The sequence below is a fragment of the Serratia quinivorans genome (assembly GCF_052113645.1).
Classification (GTDB): Bacteria; Pseudomonadota; Gammaproteobacteria; order Enterobacterales; family Enterobacteriaceae; genus Serratia; species Serratia quinivorans_B.
In genome coordinates this window covers 124,444-146,960 of the sequence record NZ_JBIEIU010000005.1, presented here as the reverse complement: position 1 = coordinate 146,960, position 22,517 = coordinate 124,444, and the positions used below count along the sequence as shown (strand labels likewise).

Sequence of the window (22,517 nt, the reverse complement as noted above, 5' to 3'; positions counted from 1 at the left end):
TTTGACCTCCTCTGTTCCTTACGTCTGCCAGTGGGCGACGCCTGAGCTGGCGGCCGATCTGATTGCCGGCCGCGCGACGCTGGCGGATGACGCCAATTGGGCGCTCAGTGGCGCGCGCGATCGGGCGGAATATATCGAATGGGCCAACCACGTCTGCGGCATGGCCTGCCTGAAAATGGTGCTGAGCCATCGCGACGGCGATGCGCCGCCGCTGCTGGAACTGGCACGCCGCAGCCTGCCGTACGGGGCTTACGTGCGTGAGGGCGAGCGCATCAAGGGGCTGATTTACGCTCCCTTTGTCGACTTTGTGCGTGAGCAATTTGCCCTGGAGGCCGAGGTTCAGGTTGGCATCGAGGCAGAGGCATTGCCACAGCTGTTGGCGCAACGGCGCTATTTTATGGCTTCGGTACACCCCGGCATTCGTTGGCCCGAACGGGCACCGCCACAGCGGGGCGGCCATCTGGTATTGGTTACCGCCGTTGAGGCGCAGAGCGTGACTTTCCACAATCCTTCCGGCGATCGGCCGGAAACGCGGCAGCAGGTGAGGTTACCGCTGAGCCGCTTTGGCCGCTTTTTCGCCGGCCGCGGTATCGCCATCGCATAAAAAAACGCGCGTTGTTCCCAGCGAAACAGCGCGCGTTCTCCAGTATTTCGTCATTCAATCCAACCGCATTACCCAGGCATCGGTTTGCCGATCGTAATGTTGCTTATACAGCAGCGATTGCTTGCCATCGAGTATGGCCGGGATGCTGGTGTGTTCATCCCAACCGTCTAACTGCATGCACAGATCGGGATCCGATTTGCAAGGGATCGTCAGCGTGCTGACCTTATCGGGCGAGGAGGACAAATGCGCATCATCGACCTCGAAACTGCCTATTTTCACCACGGTTTTGCCCATTGGAACTCCTTGCTTGATCTGCTGGTATGAGGTATGACCAGTTGGGTCATCTTAATCAGCATAGCTAAATGAGCAAAAAATGCCACATAAAAAATACAAGCTGGCAACATTGTCGCTCAGCGGCTAGCGCATGGGCTTAATACTCCACGACAAAACTGAGATTGTCCTGGTAGGCGCCCACCGGGACTTCGGTTTGCGCGGAATTGACGGCCGCCAGGTAAGGGATGCTTTGCGCCAGCCCGGTTCCGGAACCGGGTTGTTTGTTGGTGCTGTTCCACACCGTGGTGGTGTTGGGCAGGTAAATTTGATACTGCAGATAGTTGCTGGTGCCGTTTTTCATGCGTCGCCAGCCGGTGATCGGGTTATTGCCATCGGTAAAGTAGGTGATATAGCCCTCGGTCTTGGTGCAGGTGAGGGTGATGCTTTGGTTCACCGGATTAAACTGGCCCACCAACGCCATGCTGCCGAAATCGACGTTTTGCGCGGTGCCCAGCAAACAGTCTTTGGTGATCACCAGATTGATCGTCACGGTGCTGGGTTTATTGGTGCCATCCCACCAGATGCACAGCCCGATTAAGCCCAGGCCGCAGATGTGGTAGTTCCACACCAGGTTGACGGTGTCGGTATAGGTGCCTGAACGGACGTTAGCCCCGGCGGTGGTCTTGATATACAGCGGAAAGTTGACGTTGGGGGAGATAAGGATCAGCGTCAGCAGGTTGAGAGAACTGTAATCAATGGTTTGCCCGACGCTGTAGGGATACTGGTAATTCGAGTCGGGGTAAATCAAATAAGGGATTTGATCGCCGGAACCGTCGGTGTTGGTCAGCGCCATATTGTGGGTGGTCGAGTTAATCTTGACCGTCACGGTATTTTGCGTCAGCAGCGACAGGCCAAGGCCGCTGCAGTTGAGTCCGGCGGTGCCTTGAGCGCTGAGCGAGCCGTTGTAGACGGCAAAAGAGCTGCTGCCGGGCAGCGTCACGCTACCGTTGGTGGTGACGCAGTCGGCGAACGCCTGGCGGCCTGCGAACAGCAACAGAGCCAGTAATAACGCCTGGGTTCCACGGATCATATCTTTCTCCATTATGGGTTACTGGCACAGGATCGGCCCGATACTTTGGATGCCCTGAGTTTTCGTCAGGCTGAATTGCGCCTGACAGGGGGCGCTGCCGTCGGCAGGGATAACGCTCAACCGGTTCTGCAGCTGCACCGGATCCACATACACCATGCCATCCCAGCCGACATAGCTTTGCTGTTTGCTGCCGATGATGGCCACCTCGCTGCCGTTGGCCAGCGGTTTCCCCTGAGCGTCGACCAATTTAACGTCGGCGGCGGAGATGGGCTGGATCGGGAAATCGACCAGGAAACCGCTGTGATCGCGAATGGCTACGGTTTTCTCAACGACAGGAACGTCGACGTCTGCCGGCAGGTTGAGCGGATCTATCTGGAATTTGGCGTGGTAATACGAGGTCACGGTCGGGACCAGCAGAAAGCCTTTGTCGTTGGTCACGCCGATTAACTGATTTTCATAACGCACTGGAATGTCCGGGTAGCCTTGGGTTGAAACCAGGGCGAAAGCATCGTTGATGGTGTTGGTGGCGTACAGATCGCCTTTCATCGCCACCAGCGAGCCGCTCACTTCCCCCCAGCGAGTATAATCGTGGCTGCTGCCGTACATCCCGCCGCGGGCCTCGAGCAGGCGAGTGCGCCAGGTGATATCGGCCTGACGGTAGCTGTCGCTGCTTTGCCCGTCCGCGTAGGCCAGGTTCCAGCCCAGACCGCCATCGGTTGGCGCGGCGCGGCTGTAGCTGACGCGTTGGTTCCAGCGGTTTTCGTTGTCGCGGGCGGCGCTGACACCGGCGGTGCCCCAACTGTCGAAGGGAATCGAAAGCTGCAGTTGAGCGCTGTAGCCGCTGCTGCCGATTTCGCGGTTGACTGACGCATACAGACTGGTGTTGCGCCACAGCGAAATGCTGTAAGAGAAGTTGACCAGGCGGGTACGTTGACCGGTAGCGTCACGCACGTCGAAGTAACCGGCACCGATACTGCCGAAGCGGTTAAGGCCGACGCTGCCCGTCAGCTGATCGGTTCGACGGCTCAGACGATAGTCGCTCTTGTATACCGAAATATCGCCGAAACCCGCACTGCGCAGGATGCGTTGTGCATTGAGGCTGTAATAACTGTTGCTGTAGGTATAGCCGACGCTGCTCTGATCGCCGTGGTTGGTGCTGTATTGGTAGACCGGCTGCGTGTCGGGTTGCGGCAAGGGTTGACCGGTCAGGGGATCGTAGTAGTCAGGGCGCTGGGAAGGCTGGTAATCGTTAAAAGCGTTGTCGCTGGCCTGGCTATAGCTGTACGAGGCATTGAATACTCCCCAGTGGCCAAGGCGGATATCCGCGCCCGCACCACCGACCGCCAGTTCTGCGGCACCTTCGGCACGACCTTCCAGGGTTAACCAATCAGTGACGCCGTAACGCCCGCTGCCGCTGGCCACCCACTGGCCGTAATCGGCTGAATCAAGGCCATAATTACGGCGCAAGGCACCGGTGGAAAGGCTGAAGTCGCTCATGCCTTGCTGCAACAGGTTGCTGGCGACATAAAACGGCACCAGGGTACTGACTTGTCGGCCCAGCGCGTCGGTGGTCACGACGGTGGCCTGCCCGGCGCCGTTAATGTAGGGCACGGTATCCAGGGTGAAAGGGCCGGGGTTGACGCTGGTGGTGCTGTTTTTGTAGCTGTTGATATATAAATCGATGCTGCTCGGCAGGGCCGCCTGACCGGAAAACTGCGGTAATGGGTAGGTGATCAGGTCCGGCCGGGAGGCAAAATTACGCGCCAACTGGACGCCACCAATGCGTACCGAGCTGCTCCAGGTCAGCGCCCCGGTGGTGAGATCGCCGGCGGTATAACTGAGCAGGTTTTCATCGTCATTGTAGCGCCACTGACTGTCGTAGCGGAGATAACGGTTATCCTGGCTGCTGTCGGCCGTGGTGTTGAAACTGCCGCGGAAAATACCGGTGTTGGACAGCACGCCAAAGCCGTCGAACAACCGCTGTTCGCTCCAGGCGGAAAGGTAGCCCGGCTGGCCGTTGGCGCTGCTCTGGCTGGCGTAAAGATCGTAATTGAACAACAGGCCGAGGCTGCTTTGCGCCGGCAGGCGGTCCAGGGGATTCTGAGCGTTAAACCGTTGCCTGGGCAGCCAGTCATTGGGCACGTTGATCAGTAACTGTTGGGTTTCACCGCTGTAGGTGACATCCACCTTTTCCCATTGGTCGACCGCAATTTCTTTTGCCTGTTTATCCGTGACCGGCAGGCCGGCGTCGATTAACTGCTGTGGCGTGAGGTAATAGTGGCCGGCACGGTAATTCACCGGCACCACTTTACCGGTCTGACGGCCGTTGACCACCGGCTCCAGATACAGGGTAGTGTCCGGCATGCTGATGGCGCTGGGCGGCGGGGGCAAATCATCGGCGTAAGCATAGGGTAGCCAGGGAGAGGCCACTGCGCACATGACGGCGAATGCCAACGGTTTCAATCCGGATCCGTTGCACCTGGGGGACGGCAAGCGGGTTAACGGCACCTGAGACTCAGTAAACAGGCACGGTTATCGGCTTTTTATTGTCGTTGACCGTCGCCTGCAATTGACCGCTGTTGAAACTGCCCGAGGCCGGCAAGGCAAAGCGCATTTGCGAGCCGGGCAACACATAGCCCATGAGGCCGGCATTGAGCGTTCTCCCTTGCATCGTCACTTTGGAAATGCGTGCATGCACGATGCCCTGGTTGCGTACCTCCAGCCAGCGTTGGCTGCTTTGCTGCAGCAGGCGGTAGCTGAGCTGCGGCTGACTGGCCGTGGCGTAGTCGCGCGGTTTTTCAGGATCCTGCTTGGTCCAGACGCCCTGGCCGCTGACAAACAGCGGTACCGAATAGCGCATCTGGAATTTCAACCCCATCTGGGCCCCATCCGGCGCGGTTGAGTTGCCGGGATCTTTCACCGGGACTTCATCAATCAGAATGCGGTAGGCGCGTTCCTGCCCGGCGGGCGGCGGGGTTTGCTTAATCAACCGGATCAGTTGACGTTTACCCGGCGCAATCGAGGCGACCGGCGGGCTGGCGATCACTTCGCTCTGGTTGCTGTAATCGTCTTTGCCGGCGGTCTGTTTCCAGCCGAGCACCCGGACCTGCATATAAACCGGCTTGCTGTCGCGGTTCTCCAGCCACAACGCGGTGGCGGGTTGTTGATCTTCAATCGCCGGGTCGATAGGCCAAATCAGAATCGACGCGGCGGCCAGGGCCTGTTGCTGGCCGGCAATCAGCAGCACTGCCGTCAGCGGCAGTAGGGAAGGTATTCGCATGGCTAAATCCTTATTCAAAATACTTAATAAGTCACCGTCAGTAAGACCGTATCGCTGTAAATGCCACTGGTGGGCAGGGTACTGGTCGAAAACAAGCGGGCATAAACTTTTATTTCCTGGGTGATGCCGGTCGCCGCAACGATCTCCGAGTTGCCGCCGTTACTGCCATCACCCCAAAGGGTGGAATAGTTGCTGTCCTGATAGAGCTGATAGAGCAGGGTCTCGGAGGTCAGGGTATTTTTTAATTTGCGACCGGCGGAGATAGAGCCGGTAACGTTATTGCCGATACCCAGCGCCAGCGTCACGCTCAGGCCCGGGTTGCAACGGAACAGGATGGAGCCGGCTCCGGAGCTGGAAACAATGCTGATATTGCTGGCCAACGAAGAGACCTGGCCGAAGCTGAGGCTGCCGAACGTGGAGACATCACTGCTGCCGCTGCCCAATATGCAGCCTTTGACGACCGTGGCATTGACGGTTAACGGCGTGCTTTTTTGCAGCTCGTTGACGCCGGTATCGCCCAGAACCGGCGATGCTGCCATCCAGAGCAGAAACCCACAGCGGGACATGCGCATTGGCGTTACCAATTGATGGTGACCTGTACGGTATCGGTGTAGCTGCCGACCGGTGGCGTGGCTTGCACGGGGATCATGCCATACACCGGTAGCCAGTTATCCTGGCCGTTGGCGGTCTGAGACACCCCGGTCAGGTTATCCCAGAGGGTGCTGTGGGCGCTGTTGGTGTACAGGTTGTAGTTCACCTGTTGCCCGGCGGCGCTTTTCAGATAGCGAGCGGCGACGTTGCCGCTTTGCCCACCGCCAAGCAAAACGTTGTAGCTGGTGCCGTTATTGCACTTGACGCGGATGGCTCCGGCATTCTGCTGCCCGGCTACGCTGACGCTGGTACTGAGAAAATAGACTGTACCGAAATTCAGTGAACCGAAGCTGACATTGCCACCCGAGCTGCTGCCGGCTTCACAAGTCTTCAACAAGGTGGCACTGACGCCAATGGTGGCGGTTTTGCTGTCGGCATTCGCCGCCAGGCTCAGCGCCAGTAACCCGTAGCCAATGACTGCCTGCCGCACCCTTACCAGGTTACCGTCATCGTCACGGTATCGTTGTAGGTATCGGGATCCGGCGTGGTGACCGCTGCCGGGACGCGAGCATAGACAATCAGGGGAACCGCGGCACCGGTACCAGTGCCGGTCAGGGCATTGGCGCCGTTGGCCCAGGAGCTGGTACGGGCCTGATCCTTGTAGAGGTTGTAACTGATAAATGCGCCGGCAACGCTGGACATGCGACGTTGGTTGCCGGTGGTGACGTGCAGGCCGTCGTTCAACGCCACGGTGTAAGGCGTGCCGGTGGTGCAGGTCAGCGTCAGGGTGCCGGCACCGGCGGAACCGGTTGCGCTGGCGTCGATAATGTTGGACAGGGAAGAGTAGGTGCCGAAGTTGATGGAGCCGAAATCGTTGACGCTGCCGCTGCTGTCGCCACCGGCCACCACGCAACCGGCACCGATGGTCAGGCTCACGCCCAGATTCCCCTGAATGGTGCCTGCATTGGCGGCGCCATTTGCGCACAGCAGGGTAGCAACCGAGGACAATGTCATCAGAATCTTTTTCATGTTTTATTCCTTGCTGTGTGAAAGAGAAGCCTAAAAAAAATGCCACCTGGCAATAAGAAAAGTATTAATTTACTGACAATTTAATTAATAGGTTAAGAACCCGGAATTGTCTTGGTGACAGGCCGAAAAAAGGCTTTATTTTTAAGAGGGTCGCCGATGACGGCAAGCAAGCAGGGAAAGTACCTGTAGGGTGAAATGATTGGAGTAATAATATTCCCTGATCGGAATATTATCAGAAACATTAACGGGCCGGAGTTTTTCGGCCCGTTTTATCGAAATTACTGATGAAAGTCCAACACGCCGTCACGAACCAGTTCGCGTGGCAGGTTGTTTTTTATCCGGCTGCCGATGCGTTTGGCGATCCCCAACGGCTGTTGCTGATAGGTGACTATGCATTCATCGGTCAACGGCGGCGAGTCCGGGTACAGATCACGGCCGTGGTACCACTCCTGCGCCAGCGCGGCATCCAGTTCAAAGCGCTGCTTGCCGTCGGCCGCCGCCAGCGCGATCACCGCTTCGTGCTGCCAGCGGTAGCCTTTGGTGAAACGCTCGGCCAGCTTCAGCCCGATACGCGAGAAACGCACCTTGTTGACCAAGGCTTCCAGTTCGGCAGGGAACAGCCAAATTTCTTTATCGCGCGCCCACAGGCGGCTGGTTTCATCCCAGACCAACCCCGAAGCGGCGGCCGCCTGGGCGATTTCGGCCGAGTCCTTGCCGGACAGCGGCGCGAACGGGAATTTACCCAATTTATAAGTTGGTTTCGCCAGTGCAGGCACGGAGTGATGCTTGCGCAAGCGCGCCACGAAGAAGCCTTCACTGTCGTAGATCTGCGGGAACACATGCAGGAAGCCTTCGGCGGTCAAGGCGTGTTTTGCGCCTGGGAACAGGTCGCCCAACGGCTCGATGCTGACCGCGTCGCCGTAGGTTGCCAGCAACCCGTTGACGACCTGCTGATTTTCCTGCGCGTTGAGCGTGCAGGTGGAGTAAACCATCACGCCGCCCGGAGCCAGGGCATGGAAGGCGCTGTCGATCAGCTCGCGCTGGGTCTCGGCGATGGAGGCGACGCTTTCCGGTGACCAGTTGCTCATGGCGTCCGGATCTTTGCGCACGACACCTTCACCGGAGCAGGGCGCATCCAGCAAAATGGCGTCGAAGCTTTCCGGCAACGCCGCGCCGAACACCCGGCCGTCAAAATGGGTCAGCGCCGCGTTTTTAACACCGCAGCGGCTGATGTTGGCGTGCAGCACCTTGACCCGGCTGGCGGAGTATTCGTTAGCCACAATGCCGCCCTGGTTGTTCATCAAGGCGGCAATCTGGGTGGTTTTGGAGCCCGGTGCCGCGGCGACGTCCAGCACCCGGCGCGGTGTTTCCCCGGCGGCGAACAGGGCGCTGACCGGCAGCATCGAGCTGGCTTCCTGAATGTAAAACAGACCGCTTAAATGCTCCGCTGCGCTGCCCAGTCGCAGCTCCTCGTCCTTGCGTTCGATCCAAAACCCTTCTGCACACCAGGGGATAGGCTCCAGCCGCCAGTCGTGATCCTGCACCAGCGTCAGGAAGTCGGCGACGCTGATTTTCAGCGTATTGACCCGCAGGCTGCGACGCAGCGGGCGCTGGCAGGCGGCAATAAAATCGTCCATCGACAGGTCGGCGGGCATGATGGCGCGTGTCGCGTCGAGAAAGGCGGTCGGCAAATAAACGGAGGCAGGTTTGGCCACGGGTGAGCTCTCTGGCAGCTGTCAAAATAAGGGCGGGAGTTTACCACAAACCGGGAAACAGTAGGGGCCCAGCATTGCTGAGCCCCTGAAGGTAGAGCCTGTTTACTCTTTAGGGATGGCGGTGCCCCAGTCTCGCCAGTCTTTCGGCTCTTCCGCATTCAGCATAAAGTGCTTGTGCGGCGTGGCCTTGGGCGCCAACGGAATGCTTGGCGGGGTAGCGAATGCAATGCCGCCGCGGATGAATTGCTGGAAGGTGCCGCTCTTGATCACGCCACCGGTCAGACCGAATTGCAGGTTGTAGCCGGAGGCCTGCCAGAACACGCTGTTGTTGCGGACCAGGTACTGATATTTCTTGCTGATACGCAGCGCGACGTGGATGCGATCGGACATGGCGCCCAGATAGAAACCGGTGACGGTACCCACTTCCACGCCGCGGAACAGCACCGGGGTGCCAATTTGCAGCGAGCCGGTTTCGGCCGCGTCGAGGATCACGCTCAGGCCGTCCAGATAGCGCGAGTCGGTGATGCTGGCTTCCTGCAGTTCAAAACTGCGCAACTCGCGACCCCGGCCCGGTTCCACGTTGATGTAGGGCTGCAGCAGGGTATCGAGGTTGCTGACCCCGGCGGCGGAAATCTCCGGCGACACGATGGAGAAGCGGCTGCCCAGGCGCGCGAAGGTCTGCACGTATTCCGGGTACAGCACCGCTTTGGCCAGCACTTCATTGCGCTCTGGCGCCAGTTTCAATGAATCTACCTGACCGATATCGATGCCAAGATAACGCAGCGGCATGCCTGGCGACAGTTTGCTGGCGTCATAGGTTTTCAGGATGATTTGGCTGCCCACCGCACGGGCCGCGGTTTCCGTGGCGTAGAGCATGCGTTTGGCACCTTTGTCCAGAGTCACACCCTGCAAGTTGTCGAAACTGATGGCGCCTTTCAACGCCCGGTTGAGCGGCGAAGCTTGCACCGTCAGGCCGTTACCGTTCAGTTGCACCTTGGCGCCGCCTTCGGCCCAGAAGATACTTTCGCGGGTCAACAGCTTGCGGTATTCCGGGCTGATATAGACATCGACCTCAAACTCGTTGGCTTTCGGGCGCACGCTAACAATCTCGCCCACCTGGAATTTACGGTACAGCACCACCGATCCGGCCTGCACGTCCGGCAGGCTGACGGCGTTCAACGTCAGGGTAGGGGTTGGGGTGTTGCCGACGATACCGGCTTCGGCTTTTTCGCTATTGCCGTACAACGGGTACTGGCCGACAGGATCGCCCTTGCTGCCGGGGATGATACGCACGCCGCCGTCCAGCCATTCCTGTGCGCTGGCACCCAGCACTTCCATGCCGTCCAGCCCCAGCTTGACGTCGACGCGGCTGTTAACCACAAACTTGCTGTCTTTGTGCAGCAGGCGGCGATATTGGGCTTCGACGGCGGCGGTAAACACCACGCCGCTGTCGGTCAAGGCGCGGCTCATTATCTGGCCGACCTTGACGCCGTGCACCACCAGCGGTTGGCCGACGTCGATGCCGTAGCTTTGCGGCGCGTTCAGCGTGACGGTCAACACGCCCGGCTGCTGCAGCAGGGTTTCACTGCTGTCCAGCACGTTGAAATGCTGCTGCGGCTCGCCATCGCCCGGCACCAGCTCCAGCGTATTGCCGGTCAGCAACTGGCTGAGTTTGGCGTCGTTCAGGCTCAGGCGCGGGCTGCGCATGACAATCCGCGTACCGCTGCGCATTAAATCCACCACCGACGGATCGATAGTCAGTTCGCCGGTGACCTTGCTGTCTTGTTCCAGCGTCAGCTTGGTCAGGGTACCGACCTGCAGCCCCTGATAAATCAGCGGCGTGTGATTTTCACTCAGGCTGTTACCGCTGGGCAGATCAAGCGTAATGTTGACGCCGCGCTGGCTGTGCGCCAGATCCGGATACAGGGTGTAGCTTTGATCGGCCTTGGCCTGCTGGCCGTCGAGCGGCGAGTCAAAGGCGATGGCACCGTTGACCAACGCGGTCAGGCTTTCCATCTGTACTGATGCGCCCGACAGGCTGAAATCGCCTTTAAAACCCGAGACGTTCCAAAAACGGCTGCTGCCCTTCACCAGATTGGCAAAGCGGCGGTCGATCAGCACATCGATGGTGACGCCTTTGTTCCCTTCGGAGATGGTGTAGTCATACACTTTACCGACCGGAATTTTACGGTAATACACCAACGACCCGGTGTTGAGCGAGCCCAGATCGTCGGCATGCAGATGAATCATCAGTTCGCCGGTGTTCAACCGGTATTTGGGCTGGGTATCGAGGGCGGTGAAGTGGGTTTGCGGCTGGCCGCTGCCCGGCATCATGCCAATGTAGTTGCCGCCTACCAGCGCATCCAGGCCGGATACGCCCGCCAGCGAGGCTTTCGGCGTGACCAGCCAGAACTGGGTGCCGTCGCGCAGCGAGTCTTCCAGATCGCTCTTGATGCTGGCTTCGACCACGATGCTGCGCAGATCCTTGCTCAGGCTGATGCTTTGTACGGTGCCGACTTCCACCCCTTGATAACGCACCGGGGTGCGCCCGGCGACGATGCCTGCCGCAGACTGAAAATCAATGGTCACCGTGGTGCCGCGTTCCTGGAAATTGCTATAGACCAGCCACCCCGCAATCAGCAGGGCAATAAACGGCAGTAACCAGAATGGCGAAATGCGGCGCTTGTTTTTGACCCGCGCTTCAGTCGGTGTATTCGGCGTTTCCTGTTGCATGTGCATCCCAAATCAATCGGCTATCCAGCCACTCTACGGCAAGAATAGTTAAAATAACCGCAGACCCAAAGTAAAAGGCTGCCGGCCCCATAGTAAAAGATAACAATTGGTCGCGATTCACCAGCGACATCATCAACGCAATAACGAACAGATCGAGCATCGACCAGCGCCCGATCCAAGTCACCAGGCGCAGCAGGCGAATACGCGTTTTCAGGCTGTGCGAGGTTTTGAAGTGGATGCTGAACAGCAAGGTGATCAGCACAATGACTTTGGTAAAGGGAACCAGTACGCTGGCGATGAAGACGATGGCTGCGATGGGCACATTGCCGGAGGTTGCCAACGACACCACCCCGGAGAAGATGGTGTCTTCCATCCGCGCGCCGTTGGCGTAAATGATCGAAATCGGCAGCAGGTTGGCCGGGATCAGTAAAATCATCGCCGCAATCAGAGCCGCCCAGGTTTTCTGCAGGCTGTAGGGCTGCCGGTGACACATCGGAACATGGCATCGCGGGCAGCGGCCGCGTTCATCCGGGTAACCGGTGAAATGGCACGACAGACAGATATGCAGGGCGGTCGGCAGGCCTTTCGGCTGCTCTTGCGGGTAATAGCGCTCCCACAGCTGTTCCAGATTCACGTGGATCAGCGTCAGGATGCTGAGCAGGGTGAGCGACAGGTAGGCGATCAGCGCGCTGCCGGCCTGAATATCGGCGTACTCTTTGACCTTGATGGTGGCCACGGCCATACCGATCAGGTAAATGTCGAGCATCACCCACTCTTTCAATCGATCCAGCATCAGCAGGACCGGGCGTAGGTTCATGCCCAGCGCATGGCCGAAACGCAGGTACAGAAGCGACAGCGCCAACGTCAGTGGAGCACCTATGGTGCAGAACGCCACCATACTGGCCGTGATAGGGTCGCCCTGGCGGCTCATCTGCCAGATGCCTTCCAGCAGGCTGGCGTCGATACGGACCCCCAACAAGCGGATGCTGATCAGCGGCTCGCTGAAGGCGAAGGGCATCAACAGCAGCATGGTCACCGCCATGGCGGTCAGTCGGGTCATCGACCAGTCGCGTCCGCTGACGACCTTCGCATCGCAACGCGGGCAGTAGGCCGCCTGCTTGGCGCTGAGCGGCGGCAACACAAACAGCAGGTCGCATTCGCAACAGCGCTGGTGGCGTGCTTTGGAAAGTGGGCCGGTGATCGCGTGTATTTTCATCATGACAAAAGCTGCCCTAAAGCCCGCCGGAACTGTTAGCGTAGCTGAAAAATAAATCTGTCCGTGCCTTATAGGGTCAAGCACCGGGCGGCAAAACAGGGTTTCTGAGCGGCAAACATACCTTGCCCGGTAGGGTTTTGTGAAGCAACAGATGATTAACCTTGTGGCTATACGCATTTAATGCTTATTTTATAGGGCTTAAGCTTTGGGCTTCTGGCCATCTTCACAGTATCAATGGTTAATACATGACAAAAGAACAATTCTACGCGGAATTAAAACGTGATTTGTGCGCTCTGCTCGACGGAGAAACCAACTTTATCGCCGCGTTGTCCAACGCCAGTGCGTTGATTAACGAACGCCTTGACGACGTTAACTGGGCTGGTTTTTACCTGATGGACGGCGCGCAACTGGTGCTCGGTCCGTTCCAGGGGAAAATCGCCTGCGTGCGTATTCCGGTAGGCAAGGGCGTGTGCGGTACCGCCGTGGCGGAAAACCTTGTGCAGCGCGTTGGCGATGTCCATGCGTTCCCGGGTCATATCGCCTGTGACGCGGCCAGTAATGCAGAAATTGTGCTGCCGCTGAATGTCGGTGGTCAGATTATCGGCGTTCTCGATATCGACAGCACAGTTTATCAACGTTTCGACGAACAGGATGAAAGGGGCCTGGAAGCAGTGGTGGCGGGGCTTTGCGCGCAGCTGGAGCAGTGTGATAGTGCGAAATACGTCACTGTGACAGCAAGTTGATCTACGGTTAACGTGGCATTTACCGATGGCGTCATTATAATGACGCCTGTTCATGCCTGCGCTGGTTGGCAAACCCGTTGTAATCAGGAAATTTCATGGAAAATCAACCTAAGTTGAACTCTAGTAAAGAAGTCATTGCTTTTCTTGCCGAGCGTTTTCCGCTCTGCTTTAGCGCCGAGGGCGAAGCTCGCCCGTTGAAAATCGGCATTTTTCAGGATCTGGTCGAGCGTGTTCAAGGGGAAGAGAATCTCAGCAAAACGCAATTGCGTTCTGCCCTGCGCCTGTACACCTCTAGCTGGCGTTACCTGTACGGCGTCAAAGTTGGCGCCCAGCGCGTCGATTTAGACGGCAACCCGTGCGGTGAACTGGAACAGCAGCATGTCGATCATGCCCGCCAACAGCTTGAAGAAGCGAAAGCGCGCGTTCAGGCACAGCGTGCCGAACAAAACGCCAAAAAACGTGAAGCTGCCGGCGAATCAGCCGATGCACAACCGCGTCGTCCACGTCCAGCCGGTAAAAAACCTGCTGCACGTCGCGAAGGCGGAGCTGCACCGGAGAACCGCAAGCCGCGCCCACAAACTCGCCCACAGTCCGCTCGCCAACCTCGTGAAGTCAAAGAGGAAAGCCAGCAGCGCCATGTGCCAGTCACGGATATCTCTAAACTGCAAATTGGCCAAGAAATCAAAGTCAGAGCAGGCAAGAGCGCGATGGATGCTACCGTACTTGAAATCGCTAAAGATGGCGTACGTGTGCAGCTCTCTTCCGGTCTGGCGATGATTGTGCGCGCAGAACACTTGCAGTTCTGATACGGAGGCCAACCAAGGCATGAACAAATTTGTCAGATTAACAGCAGTCGCGGGTCTGTTGTGGGCGGGCGTCAGTTACGGAGCGGACACAGCCAACATCCGCATCGATCAACTGCCTCAGCTTCAGCAGGAACCGCAACATGCAACGGTGAGTGAGCGCGTCACTTCGCGCTTCACTCGCTCTCATTACCGCCAGTTTGCCCTTGATGCGGACTTTTCAGGCAAGATCTTCGATCGTTACCTGAATATGCTGGACTACAACCATAACGTGTTGCTGGCCTCCGACGTGGCGCAATTCGCCAACAAGCGCAACCAGCTTGGCGAAGAACTGAAAAGCGGTAAGCTGGATACGCCATACGCGCTGTACAATCTGGCCCAGAAACGCCGTTTTGAGCGTTACACCTATGCCTTGTCGCTGCTGGAAAAGCCAATGAGCTTCACCGGCAACGACACTATCGATCTCGACCGCAGCAAAGCGCCGTGGCCGAAAGACAAGGCCGAACTGGACAGCCTGTGGGATGCCAAAGTCAAATATGACGAGCTGAACCTCAAGCTGACCGGCAAGACCGACAAGGAAATTCGCGAAACGCTGACCAAACGCTATCAGTTCGCGATCAAGCGTCTGACGCAAAGCAACAGCGAAGACGTATTTCAACTGGCGATGAATGCCTTCGCGCATGAAATCGACCCGCATACCAACTACCTGTCCCCGCGCAATACCGAACAGTTCAACACTGAGATGAGCCTGTCACTGGAAGGCATCGGTGCGGTGTTGCAGATGGATGACGACTACACCCTGATCAACTCCATGGTGCCAGGCGGCCCGGCGGCGAAGAGCAAGGCGATCACCGTGGGTGACCGTATTGTTGGCGTTGGCCAGGCAGGCAAACCTATGGTTGATGTCATCGGCTGGCGTCTGGACGATGTGGTTTCGCTGATCAAGGGACCGAAGGGCAGTAAAGTGCGCCTGGATATCCTGCCTGCGGGCAAGGGCACCAAAACTCGCGTAGTGACACTGACCCGTGAACGCATCCGTCTGGAAGATCGCGCGGTGAAAATGACCATCAAGACCGTCGGCAAAGAGAAAGTCGCGGTGATGGACATTCCCGGCTTCTACGTCGGTCTGACCGATGACGTGAAAGTTCAGTTGCAGAAGATGGCCAAGCAGAACGTCAAGAGCCTGATCATCGATCTGCGTACCAACGGCGGCGGCGCGCTGACCGAAGCAGTATCGCTGTCCGGTCTGTTCATTCCGAGCGGTCCGGTGGTGCAGGTACGTGACAACAACGGCAAAGTGCGTGAAGACGCGGATACCGACGGCGTGACCTACTACAAAGGGCCGCTGGTGGTGCTGGTCGACCGTTTCAGCGCCTCGGCTTCCGAGATCTTTGCCGCGGCGATGCAGGACTATGGCCGTGCGCTGATCGTCGGTGAACCGACCTTCGGTAAAGGCACCGTGCAGCAGTACCGTTCGCTGAACCGCATTTACGATCAGATGCTGCGCCCTGAATGGCCGGCGTTGGGCTCGGTGCAATACACCATTCAGAAGTTCTACCGCGTGAATGGCGGCAGCACCCAGCGTAAAGGCGTGACCCCGGATATCCTGATGCCAAGCGGCATTGATCCTGCGGAAACCGGTGAAGCCTTTGAAGATAACGCCATGCCGTGGGACAGCATTAATGCGGCGACCTACACCAAAACCGGCGATCTGAAACCTTTCGATCCTGAACTGCTGAAAGATCATGAGCAGCGTATCGCCAAGGATCCTGAGTTCCAGTACATCGCGCAGGATATCGCGCATTACAAGGCACTGAAGGACAAGCGCAACATCGTTTCACTCAACCTTGCCCAGCGCGAGAAAGAGAACCACGATGATGATGCGACCCGTTTGCAGCGCGTTAATGACCGTCTGAAGCGCGCCGGTAAGAAACCACTGAAGGCGTTGGACGATCTGCCGAAGGATTACCAGGAACCAGACCCATATCTGGATGAAACCGTGCATATCGCGCTGGATCTGGCGCACCTTGAACAGGCGCAGCCGGCGGCGAAGTAACTCAGCCGAGTCAGCAAGCAAAACGCAAAGCGCACCTTCGGGTGCGTTTTTTGTTTGTATTATCTGTTGATTTTATTGGTTTTTATAATTTCATTGCCCACAATACGACCACGTTTGTAGGTTGTTGACCTCATTGCGACCTGTGTTGTTCACATTTTGCCATCTTCGACATGATGCAGCAGCGGCTCGTGATGGGCCGCTGGTTGCGTTTAAATGGTGGGTTTGGTTTCGAGGGCTTTCTGGTCTAGCCGATCAGAGGGCTGTATTTGTCTTTCAGCGCGGTGGCTGTTGCCGATGCCTGTGCTATCTCGGCGGCGTTTGTTGGGGTGCCGGTGTTGCTGTGGGTATGCTCTGCCGTTCGTTGTGCCAGCGTCGACCAGGTCGAGGGTTTTGGTCAGTAGGGTGAGGATGTTAGCCACGCCATCGCCGATTGTGGTGGCACCCGCCTGCAGCTGTAGCGCAGCAGATATGCTTTGACGAACACCGACAATATGCAACACGGGTTATACGTTGGCCGTTGACCATAGCGCCGGGGCGTACTGAGGCGATCAGCGGCAGGGTCAGCATGGATAATAAGAACTATGCCAATTTACAGTTATCGAATTGACGTGCTATAGGTTATGAATCATTCAAAACATCGTGGTGTCAACAATGAGACTTCCTCTGGTATTGAATTCGTTTTATCGTCTTTTAGCACAGAATACCCCTGAGGTTATCAAACCTACTCTGAGGGGCTGGTATAATGAGTTAAACAAAATACTGACATATGGCTTCAGGGAGCGAGATATATTTACTGCTCTTGACTTTGAGATAAATTCAGATTGCAATCTAGAATGTAGCTATTGCCCTGCTTCTTTTAAAGATGGAAGGGGGAAAAACCTAATGCCTATAGAAACCTTTAAAAAGGCAATCGATGATCTATCGAAAATTAACTATTCGGGTCGAATCTCTCCCCATTTCTTTGGCGAGCCACTTCTGGATGAAAGACTTCCAGAATTGATGCGTTATGTCAGATATAAGCTTCCTAAATCTCAAATAATAATTCACACAAATGGAATAAGGCTTAGTAAGGAGCGATATGACGCCTGTATTGATGCTGGTGTTACTGGTTTCTTGGTAACACAACACACTAAAACAATGCCTAAGAACATTGTCAGCATTATTGATAGCAAATATGCCAAACATGGAACATTAAAGGTTAGGTCTTTGGATAATATAACTCTTTTCAACAGGGCCGGTTCAGTTAAGCCAAAGAAAGAAAGGAAAATGGAACGGTGTTATTACCTTTCAGATGAAATATCAATCACGCATACGGGAAATGTTGTTTGCACTAATGACTTTGGCGAGTCGCATGTTTTTGGTAACGTCAACGACAACAGTCTTCTTGATATATGGTACAGCCAAGAGTTTCGTAGGGTAAGGAAAGAGATAAGATCAGGAGTGTTTAATCTTGATATGTGTAAGAAATGTGTAGGGATTACATAGCGCAGTGTAATCTGCGCTTTTTAATTTAGTTAGACTTTTTCATAATCATAAGTAAAACATGCAGCTATTCCTGCATACGGTGGTTTTTCATGGCATACACCTTGATCATGATGGCGCTGCGTTTCTCAGCCTCCAGTTCGGTAAACGTCAGCCCGATAGATGCTGCAAAGTCGGCAATTTTCTCTACCAGATGCGCCGATTTTTTGGCGTGCGGGTACTCCGTTGGCTGCTGGCTGCGTGCTTTCTTCGCTTCCGCTATCAGATACTCATTGAAGGCCCACCGTTTTCGGCGTGTCATCCCCTCAAAATCTCCCCCTGGCGGCCAGCTGACACCGCCATTTGCATCTATAGCAGGGGCGGAAAGCCGGAATTACTGCCCTGTCTGTCTTCTTCCTGCTACGTTCCGCGTACAGTTTTTTAATGGGTGCGCCCGAGGGAGCTTGTCGACGTAAAACTCTCTGTGGGGCCAGGATGAGCGATTTAGCTCTGCCGATGCATGCCGAGGGTTTCGGTTTTACGCCCCTGGGGCGTTTGAATAACAAACGGCGCTGATTTTCCGTCAAAAAACCCACCGCTTTGTGCAACAATCGTTTACAATTTGAAAGGTATTGCTTGAGCGTCGTTTTTGTAAAGTTTCGTATTTTTAGTAGGTTAATGACGTGCAACTCTTGAAACTGTGACGAATGCCCATACCATCTAGGGTATCCGAGGCAGCGTTTTGTTAACATTTATGAGGAAGTAAACATTTTATGATGCGTATAGCTCTGTTCCTGCTCACCAACCTGGCGGTGATGTTGGTTTTCGGGCTGGTGCTCAGCCTGACAGGAATCCAATCCAGTAGCGTTCAGGGCCTGATGATCATGGCCGGTCTGTTCGGTTTCGGCGGTTCGTTTGTCTCACTGCTGATGTCCAAATGGATGGCGCTGCGCTCCGTCGGCGGGGAAGTGATTGAACAGCCGCGTAACGAAACCGAAAACTGGCTGCTGGAAACGGTGCGCCGTCAGTCGCAGCAGGCGGGCATTGCCATGCCGCAGGTCGCTATTTATCACGCACCGGACATTAACGCCTTCGCCACCGGCGCACGTCGTAATGCTTCGCTGGTCGCCGTCAGTACCGGCCTGCTGCAGAGCATGAGCCGTGACGAAGCGGAGGCGGTCATCGCCCACGAAATCAGCCACGTCGCCAATGGCGACATGGTCACCATGACGCTGATTCAGGGTATCGTGAACACCTTCGTGATCTTTATCTCACGCCTGATTGCACAGGTGGCCGCCGGCTTCCTGGGCAACCGTGACGGCGAAGGGGAAGGTAACGGCAACCCGATGATCTATTTCGGCGTGTCGATGGTACTGGAACTGGTGTTCGGCATTCTGGCCAGCATCATCACCATGTGGTTCTCGCGTCACCGTGAGTTCTACGCCGATGCAGGCTCCGCCAAACTGGTGGGCCGCGAGAAGATGATCGCGGCGCTGCAACGGCTGAAAACCAGCTACGAACCACAGGAAGCGGGCAGCATGATGGCGTTTTGCATTAACGGCAAATCCAAGTCGTTCAGCGAACTGTTCATGTCGCACCCGCCGCTCGATAAACGTATCGAAGCGCTGCGTTCCGGCCAGTATCTGAAGTAACCCAAAGTACCTGAAGAACCCCGGCTTGCCGGGGTTTTTTATGCCTGTTATTTGGCTTGCTGACTGCTTTCTACCGCTTGCGCACGGGGTTGGGTAATGCGCAGGCTGCTGACCGCTGCCGCCAGCGTGGCGAAGCTGCCCGCCAGGATCAGCGAGGCGTGGGTGCCGGAGGCGGGGAACAGATTGAACATCAACGCCACCAGGGCGGCGCCGGAGGTTTGTCCCAGCAAGCGGGCGGTACCCAGCATGCCGCTGGCGCCACCGCTGCGGTTACGTGGGGCGGCGGAAATGATGGTGTGGTTATTGGGTGATTGGAACAGCCCAAAGCCGGCACCGCACAGCACCATGCGCCAGATAATGTCCAGATCCGAAGGGTTATGTGGCAGCAGCGCCAGCAGGAATAACCCCAACGCAAATACCGCCAGGCCGATGCAGCCTAATAATCCGGCATGGATCCGCTCCACCAGCCGTCCGGCCAGTGGTGCCATGACGATAATCGCCAGTGGCCAGGGGGTCAGCAACAGTCCGGTGGCGACTTCATCGCGGCCCAGCGTGCTTTGCAGAAAGAAGGGTAACGACACCATCGCCAGCATTTGCGCGGCAAACGAACAAATCGAAGTGCCCATCGACAGGGCAAAAATCGGGATACGCAGCAGATCGACCGGCAGCAGTGGAAACTCCTGGCGCAGTTGGCGACGGACGAAGAAGAAACCGATGACCAACAGCGCGGCGATTTCACTGAAAATCAGCGTCAGGCTCTGGCCCTGGGCAAAGCCGCTGATGGCGGTGATCAACAGCCCGAAAGTCAGGGCGTTCATCACGGCACTGGTCGGATCGAAACGCTGGTTGGTGCTTTTCTGGCTGTTGCCGGGCAGATATTTCATCCCCAGCAGCAGCGCCACAATGCCGATGGGCAGGTTGATGGCAAACAGCCATTGCCAGGAAGCCACCGACAGGATGGCTGCCGCGACCGTGGGCCCGGCGGCCGAGGAAAAAGCGACAATCAGCGAGTTGATGCCCATGCCGCGCCCGAGAAAACGTTGCGGATAGATAATGCGGATCAGCGCGGTATTGACGCTCATGATGGCCGCCGCGCCAAAGCCCTGCAGCACGCGGGCAATGGTCAGCGTCGTCAGCGAGTCGGACAATGCGCAAAATAGCGAGGTTATGCTGAAGACCAGCAGACCCGCCTGATAGATACGGCGATAGCCAATCAGATCGCCGAGCGAGGCCAGCGACAGCAGTGAAATGGTGATGGCCAACTGGTAGGCGTTCACCACCCAGATGGAGCTGGCCGGGCTGGCGTTCAGATCGCGGGCGATAGTGGGCAATGCCACGTTGGCGATCGCGCCGTCGAGCACGGAAACGGTGATGCCGAGGGCAATGGCGAGGATTGCCCCATAGCGTTGCGGGACGGGCAGGCCGTCGGTACAAGAACGCATGTTGATCTCGAAGGTATTAATCCGGGGGAGTATTACCATGCTAATCATATTCGTCTGCGATTGCATCCACAGTTTCCCGTCCAATTGTAATAACCGATGAGAGCCGGGCGGGCCAATCCGTCCCCCCGAGGGCATTCCTCCCCGGGCCTGATTGCGTGGCTTCTGGGGTACCGCGTATACTGAAACCCTTGTTCAAATTTCTTAAAACACAAAAGCTGGGTGGGATATTGACTATGGTTAACGCAGATCCAGATAAACAACCGGATGCGGTTTCATCTGTGCTGAAGGTATTCGGTATCTTGCAGGCGCTGGGCGAAGAACGCGAGATCGGCATTACCGAACTTTCACAGCGGGTGATGATGTCCAAAAGCACCGTCTACCGTTTTCTGCAGACCATGAAGTCACTGGGCTATGTGTCGCAGGAGGGCGAATCGGAAAAATATGCGCTGACGCTCAAGCTGTTTGAACTGGGGGCCAAGTCGCTGCAGAGCGTCGATCTGATCCGCAGCGCCGATATCCAAATGCGCGAGCTGTCGAACCACACCCGGGAAGCCATCCACCTGGGGGCGCTGGACGAAGACGGCATCGTCTATATCCACAAAATCGACGCGCAGTATAACCTGCGCATGTATTCGCGCATCGGCCGTCGCAACCCGTTGCACAGTACGGCGATAGGTAAAGTGTTGCTGGCCTGGCGTGACCGGGCGGAAGTGGCGCAACTTCTGTCGCAGATCGAATTCACTCGCAGCACGCCAAATACCCTGAGCGATGCTGCTGCGCTGTTGTCGCAGTTGGAACAGGTGCGTGAACAGGGCGTGGGCGAGGACATTGAAGAGCAGGAAGAAGGGCTGCGCTGCATCGCGGTGCCGGTATTTGACCGCTTTGGCGTGGTAACCGCCGGCCTGAGCATTTCCTTCCCGTCGATTCGTTACTCTGAAGACGCCAGGGCAGATTACGTTAAACGACTGCACACCGCCGCGCGCAACATTTCCGAGCAAATGGGCTACCACCACTACCCGTTCTGACTGTGTCAGTGGGGATAATTAAGGGCGCTGCCATACACCGGTAGCGCCTTTTTTTGGTCTATGCCAGAGAGATTACAGCGTATCAACCTCTATGCGCAGACTGTCATGACGCCAGTATTCGATATCAAAATCGAGAATGCGCCCGTGCTGATCGTAATTCAATCGACGCAGCAGCAGTGCAGGCAGGCCAACCATGGCGCCCAGCGCCGTGGCGGCGTGGTATGGCAGGGCGGTCGGGTAAAACGACAGGTGCATCCTGTGGTAGATCAGACGGTATTGTTGTTGATAAACCTCGGTCAGGCTGCCGTTAAGCTCCTGGCTCAGCAATTCAGGCACCCGCTGCGGCAGGCAGTGGTTTTCGCAATAGCAAATCGCCCGGTCATCGGCATAGCGCACGCGGCGCAGCAGATAGACTTGATCAAACGGCTCCAGCGCCAACGGCTGCATTACGTCGAGCGGCACCGTGGTTTTTTCGGCGGATAACAACGCGGTGCGCGGCGTGCGTCCCTGCTCCTGGCAAAGCCGGTGGAAGTTGGTGTTTTGTGTCGGATCCAGCCACAGCCGCTCCGGCGTAACAAACCAGCCCCGGCGATCGGCACGGTAAATGGCGCCGGTGGCCTCCAGCTGCGCCAGGCTTTCACGCACGGTGACGCGGGTGGTGGAAAAAATGGCGCACAGTTCACGCTCGGAAGGCAGCTTATCGCCCGCCTGCAATGCGCCGCGAGTAATGCGCGCCTGCAGCTGTTCCTTGATTTGCAGGTAGTGGGGCAATTCACCCTGAAGGTCTTTCATTTCATCTCGCTA

Annotated in this window: 21 protein-coding genes; 8 read left to right on the top strand and 13 right to left on the bottom strand. The window is 56.8% G+C overall.

The window, feature by feature from the left end; translation table 11 throughout:
- Position 1: 1 nt before the first annotated feature.
- Complete coding sequence (locus ACGS9J_RS11775) at positions 2-604, top strand: hypothetical protein (protein WP_442231095.1); 603 nt, start codon at positions 2-4, stop codon at positions 602-604.
- 54 nt (positions 605-658) lie between these two features.
- Here ACGS9J_RS11775 and ACGS9J_RS11770 read toward each other — a convergent pair whose 3' ends face one another.
- The 10 genes from ACGS9J_RS11770 to yebS form a co-directional block, all read right to left on the bottom strand.
- Positions 659-898: a DUF1480 family protein gene (locus ACGS9J_RS11770; RefSeq protein WP_442231094.1), complete on the bottom strand. Its 240-nt coding sequence runs from the start codon at positions 896-898 to the stop codon at positions 659-661.
- 136 nt (positions 899-1,034) lie between these two features.
- Positions 1,035-1,967: a Csu type fimbrial protein gene (locus ACGS9J_RS11765; protein ID WP_442231093.1), complete on the bottom strand. Its 933-nt coding sequence runs from the start codon at positions 1,965-1,967 to the stop codon at positions 1,035-1,037.
- 18 nt (positions 1,968-1,985) lie between these two features.
- A complete protein-coding gene (locus ACGS9J_RS11760; RefSeq protein WP_442231242.1) occupies positions 1,986-4,406 on the bottom strand; it encodes a fimbria/pilus outer membrane usher protein in 2,421 nt (806 codons plus the stop codon).
- A gap of 76 nt (positions 4,407-4,482) precedes the next feature.
- Positions 4,483-5,247, bottom strand: coding sequence for a fimbrial biogenesis chaperone (locus ACGS9J_RS11755; RefSeq protein WP_442231092.1), 765 nt, complete (start codon positions 5,245-5,247; stop codon positions 4,483-4,485).
- 23 nt (positions 5,248-5,270) lie between these two features.
- A complete protein-coding gene (locus ACGS9J_RS11750; protein WP_442231091.1) occupies positions 5,271-5,819 on the bottom strand; it encodes a Csu type fimbrial protein in 549 nt (182 codons plus the stop codon).
- A gap of 5 nt (positions 5,820-5,824) precedes the next feature.
- Complete coding sequence (locus ACGS9J_RS11745) at positions 5,825-6,328, bottom strand: Csu type fimbrial protein (protein WP_442231090.1); 504 nt, start codon at positions 6,326-6,328, stop codon at positions 5,825-5,827.
- Between the two features lie 2 nt (positions 6,329-6,330).
- On the bottom strand, positions 6,331-6,867 hold the full coding sequence (locus ACGS9J_RS11740) for a Csu type fimbrial protein (protein WP_442231089.1): 537 nt from the start codon (positions 6,865-6,867) through the stop codon (positions 6,331-6,333).
- A 278-nt stretch (positions 6,868-7,145) separates the two neighbouring features.
- Positions 7,146-8,582: a 16S rRNA (cytosine(1407)-C(5))-methyltransferase RsmF gene (gene rsmF / locus ACGS9J_RS11735; protein ID WP_442231088.1), complete on the bottom strand. Its 1,437-nt coding sequence runs from the start codon at positions 8,580-8,582 to the stop codon at positions 7,146-7,148.
- 102 nt (positions 8,583-8,684) lie between these two features.
- The gene (locus tag ACGS9J_RS11730) at positions 8,685-11,315 is read right to left on the bottom strand and encodes an MlaD family protein (protein ID WP_442231087.1); all 2,631 of its coding nucleotides are present in this window, start codon (positions 11,313-11,315) and stop codon (positions 8,685-8,687) included.
- Positions 11,284-12,531: a membrane integrity lipid transport subunit YebS gene (gene yebS, locus ACGS9J_RS11725; RefSeq protein WP_442231241.1), complete on the bottom strand. Its 1,248-nt coding sequence runs from the start codon at positions 12,529-12,531 to the stop codon at positions 11,284-11,286. Before yebS ends, ACGS9J_RS11730 begins: the two co-directional genes overlap by 32 nt.
- Before the next feature lie 245 nt (positions 12,532-12,776).
- On the opposite strand from yebS, the gene ACGS9J_RS11720 reads away from it, so the two are divergent.
- The 5 genes from ACGS9J_RS11720 (at position 12,777) to ACGS9J_RS11700 (ending at position 17,618) form a co-directional block, all read left to right on the top strand.
- Positions 12,777-13,274: a GAF domain-containing protein gene (locus ACGS9J_RS11720; RefSeq protein ID WP_442231086.1), complete on the top strand. Its 498-nt coding sequence runs from the start codon at positions 12,777-12,779 to the stop codon at positions 13,272-13,274.
- 95 nt (positions 13,275-13,369) lie between these two features.
- On the top strand, positions 13,370-14,080 hold the full coding sequence (gene proQ, locus ACGS9J_RS11715; RefSeq protein WP_442231085.1) for an RNA chaperone ProQ: 711 nt from the start codon (positions 13,370-13,372) through the stop codon (positions 14,078-14,080).
- A 19-nt stretch (positions 14,081-14,099) separates the two neighbouring features.
- Positions 14,100-16,133 (top strand): carboxy terminal-processing peptidase, encoded by a 2,034-nt coding sequence (gene prc / locus ACGS9J_RS11710; protein WP_442231084.1) that lies wholly within the window; start codon positions 14,100-14,102, stop codon positions 16,131-16,133.
- 266 nt (positions 16,134-16,399) lie between these two features.
- On the top strand, positions 16,400-16,534 hold the full coding sequence (locus ACGS9J_RS11705) for a hypothetical protein (protein WP_442231083.1): 135 nt from the start codon (positions 16,400-16,402) through the stop codon (positions 16,532-16,534).
- A 250-nt stretch (positions 16,535-16,784) separates the two neighbouring features.
- Positions 16,785-17,618 carry a radical SAM/SPASM domain-containing protein gene (locus ACGS9J_RS11700; protein ID WP_442231082.1) on the top strand — a complete coding sequence of 278 codons (834 nt, stop codon included), beginning with the start codon at positions 16,785-16,787 and terminating at the stop codon, positions 17,616-17,618.
- 64 nt (positions 17,619-17,682) lie between these two features.
- On the opposite strand, the gene ACGS9J_RS11695 is transcribed toward ACGS9J_RS11700, so the two are convergent.
- Positions 17,683-17,916: a hypothetical protein gene (locus tag ACGS9J_RS11695; protein ID WP_442231081.1), complete on the bottom strand. Its 234-nt coding sequence runs from the start codon at positions 17,914-17,916 to the stop codon at positions 17,683-17,685.
- A gap of 451 nt (positions 17,917-18,367) precedes the next feature.
- Between ACGS9J_RS11695 and htpX the strand changes: the two genes are divergently transcribed.
- The gene (htpX, locus tag ACGS9J_RS11690; protein ID WP_442231080.1) at positions 18,368-19,246 is read left to right on the top strand and encodes a protease HtpX; all 879 of its coding nucleotides are present in this window, start codon (positions 18,368-18,370) and stop codon (positions 19,244-19,246) included.
- A 47-nt stretch (positions 19,247-19,293) separates the two neighbouring features.
- On the opposite strand, the gene ACGS9J_RS11685 is transcribed toward htpX, so the two are convergent.
- Positions 19,294-20,688, bottom strand: a complete 1,395-nt coding sequence (locus tag ACGS9J_RS11685) for an MFS transporter (protein ID WP_442231240.1) — start codon at positions 20,686-20,688, stop codon at positions 19,294-19,296.
- Between the two features lie 233 nt (positions 20,689-20,921).
- On the opposite strand from ACGS9J_RS11685, the gene kdgR reads away from it, so the two are divergent.
- Positions 20,922-21,713 carry a DNA-binding transcriptional regulator KdgR gene (gene kdgR, locus ACGS9J_RS11680; protein ID WP_442231079.1) on the top strand — a complete coding sequence of 264 codons (792 nt, stop codon included), beginning with the start codon at positions 20,922-20,924 and terminating at the stop codon, positions 21,711-21,713.
- A gap of 72 nt (positions 21,714-21,785) precedes the next feature.
- On the opposite strand, the gene phnR is transcribed toward kdgR, so the two are convergent.
- Positions 21,786-22,505 carry a phosphonate utilization transcriptional regulator PhnR gene (phnR, locus tag ACGS9J_RS11675; protein WP_442231078.1) on the bottom strand — a complete coding sequence of 240 codons (720 nt, stop codon included), beginning with the start codon at positions 22,503-22,505 and terminating at the stop codon, positions 21,786-21,788.
- Positions 22,506-22,517: the final 12 nt, after the last annotated feature.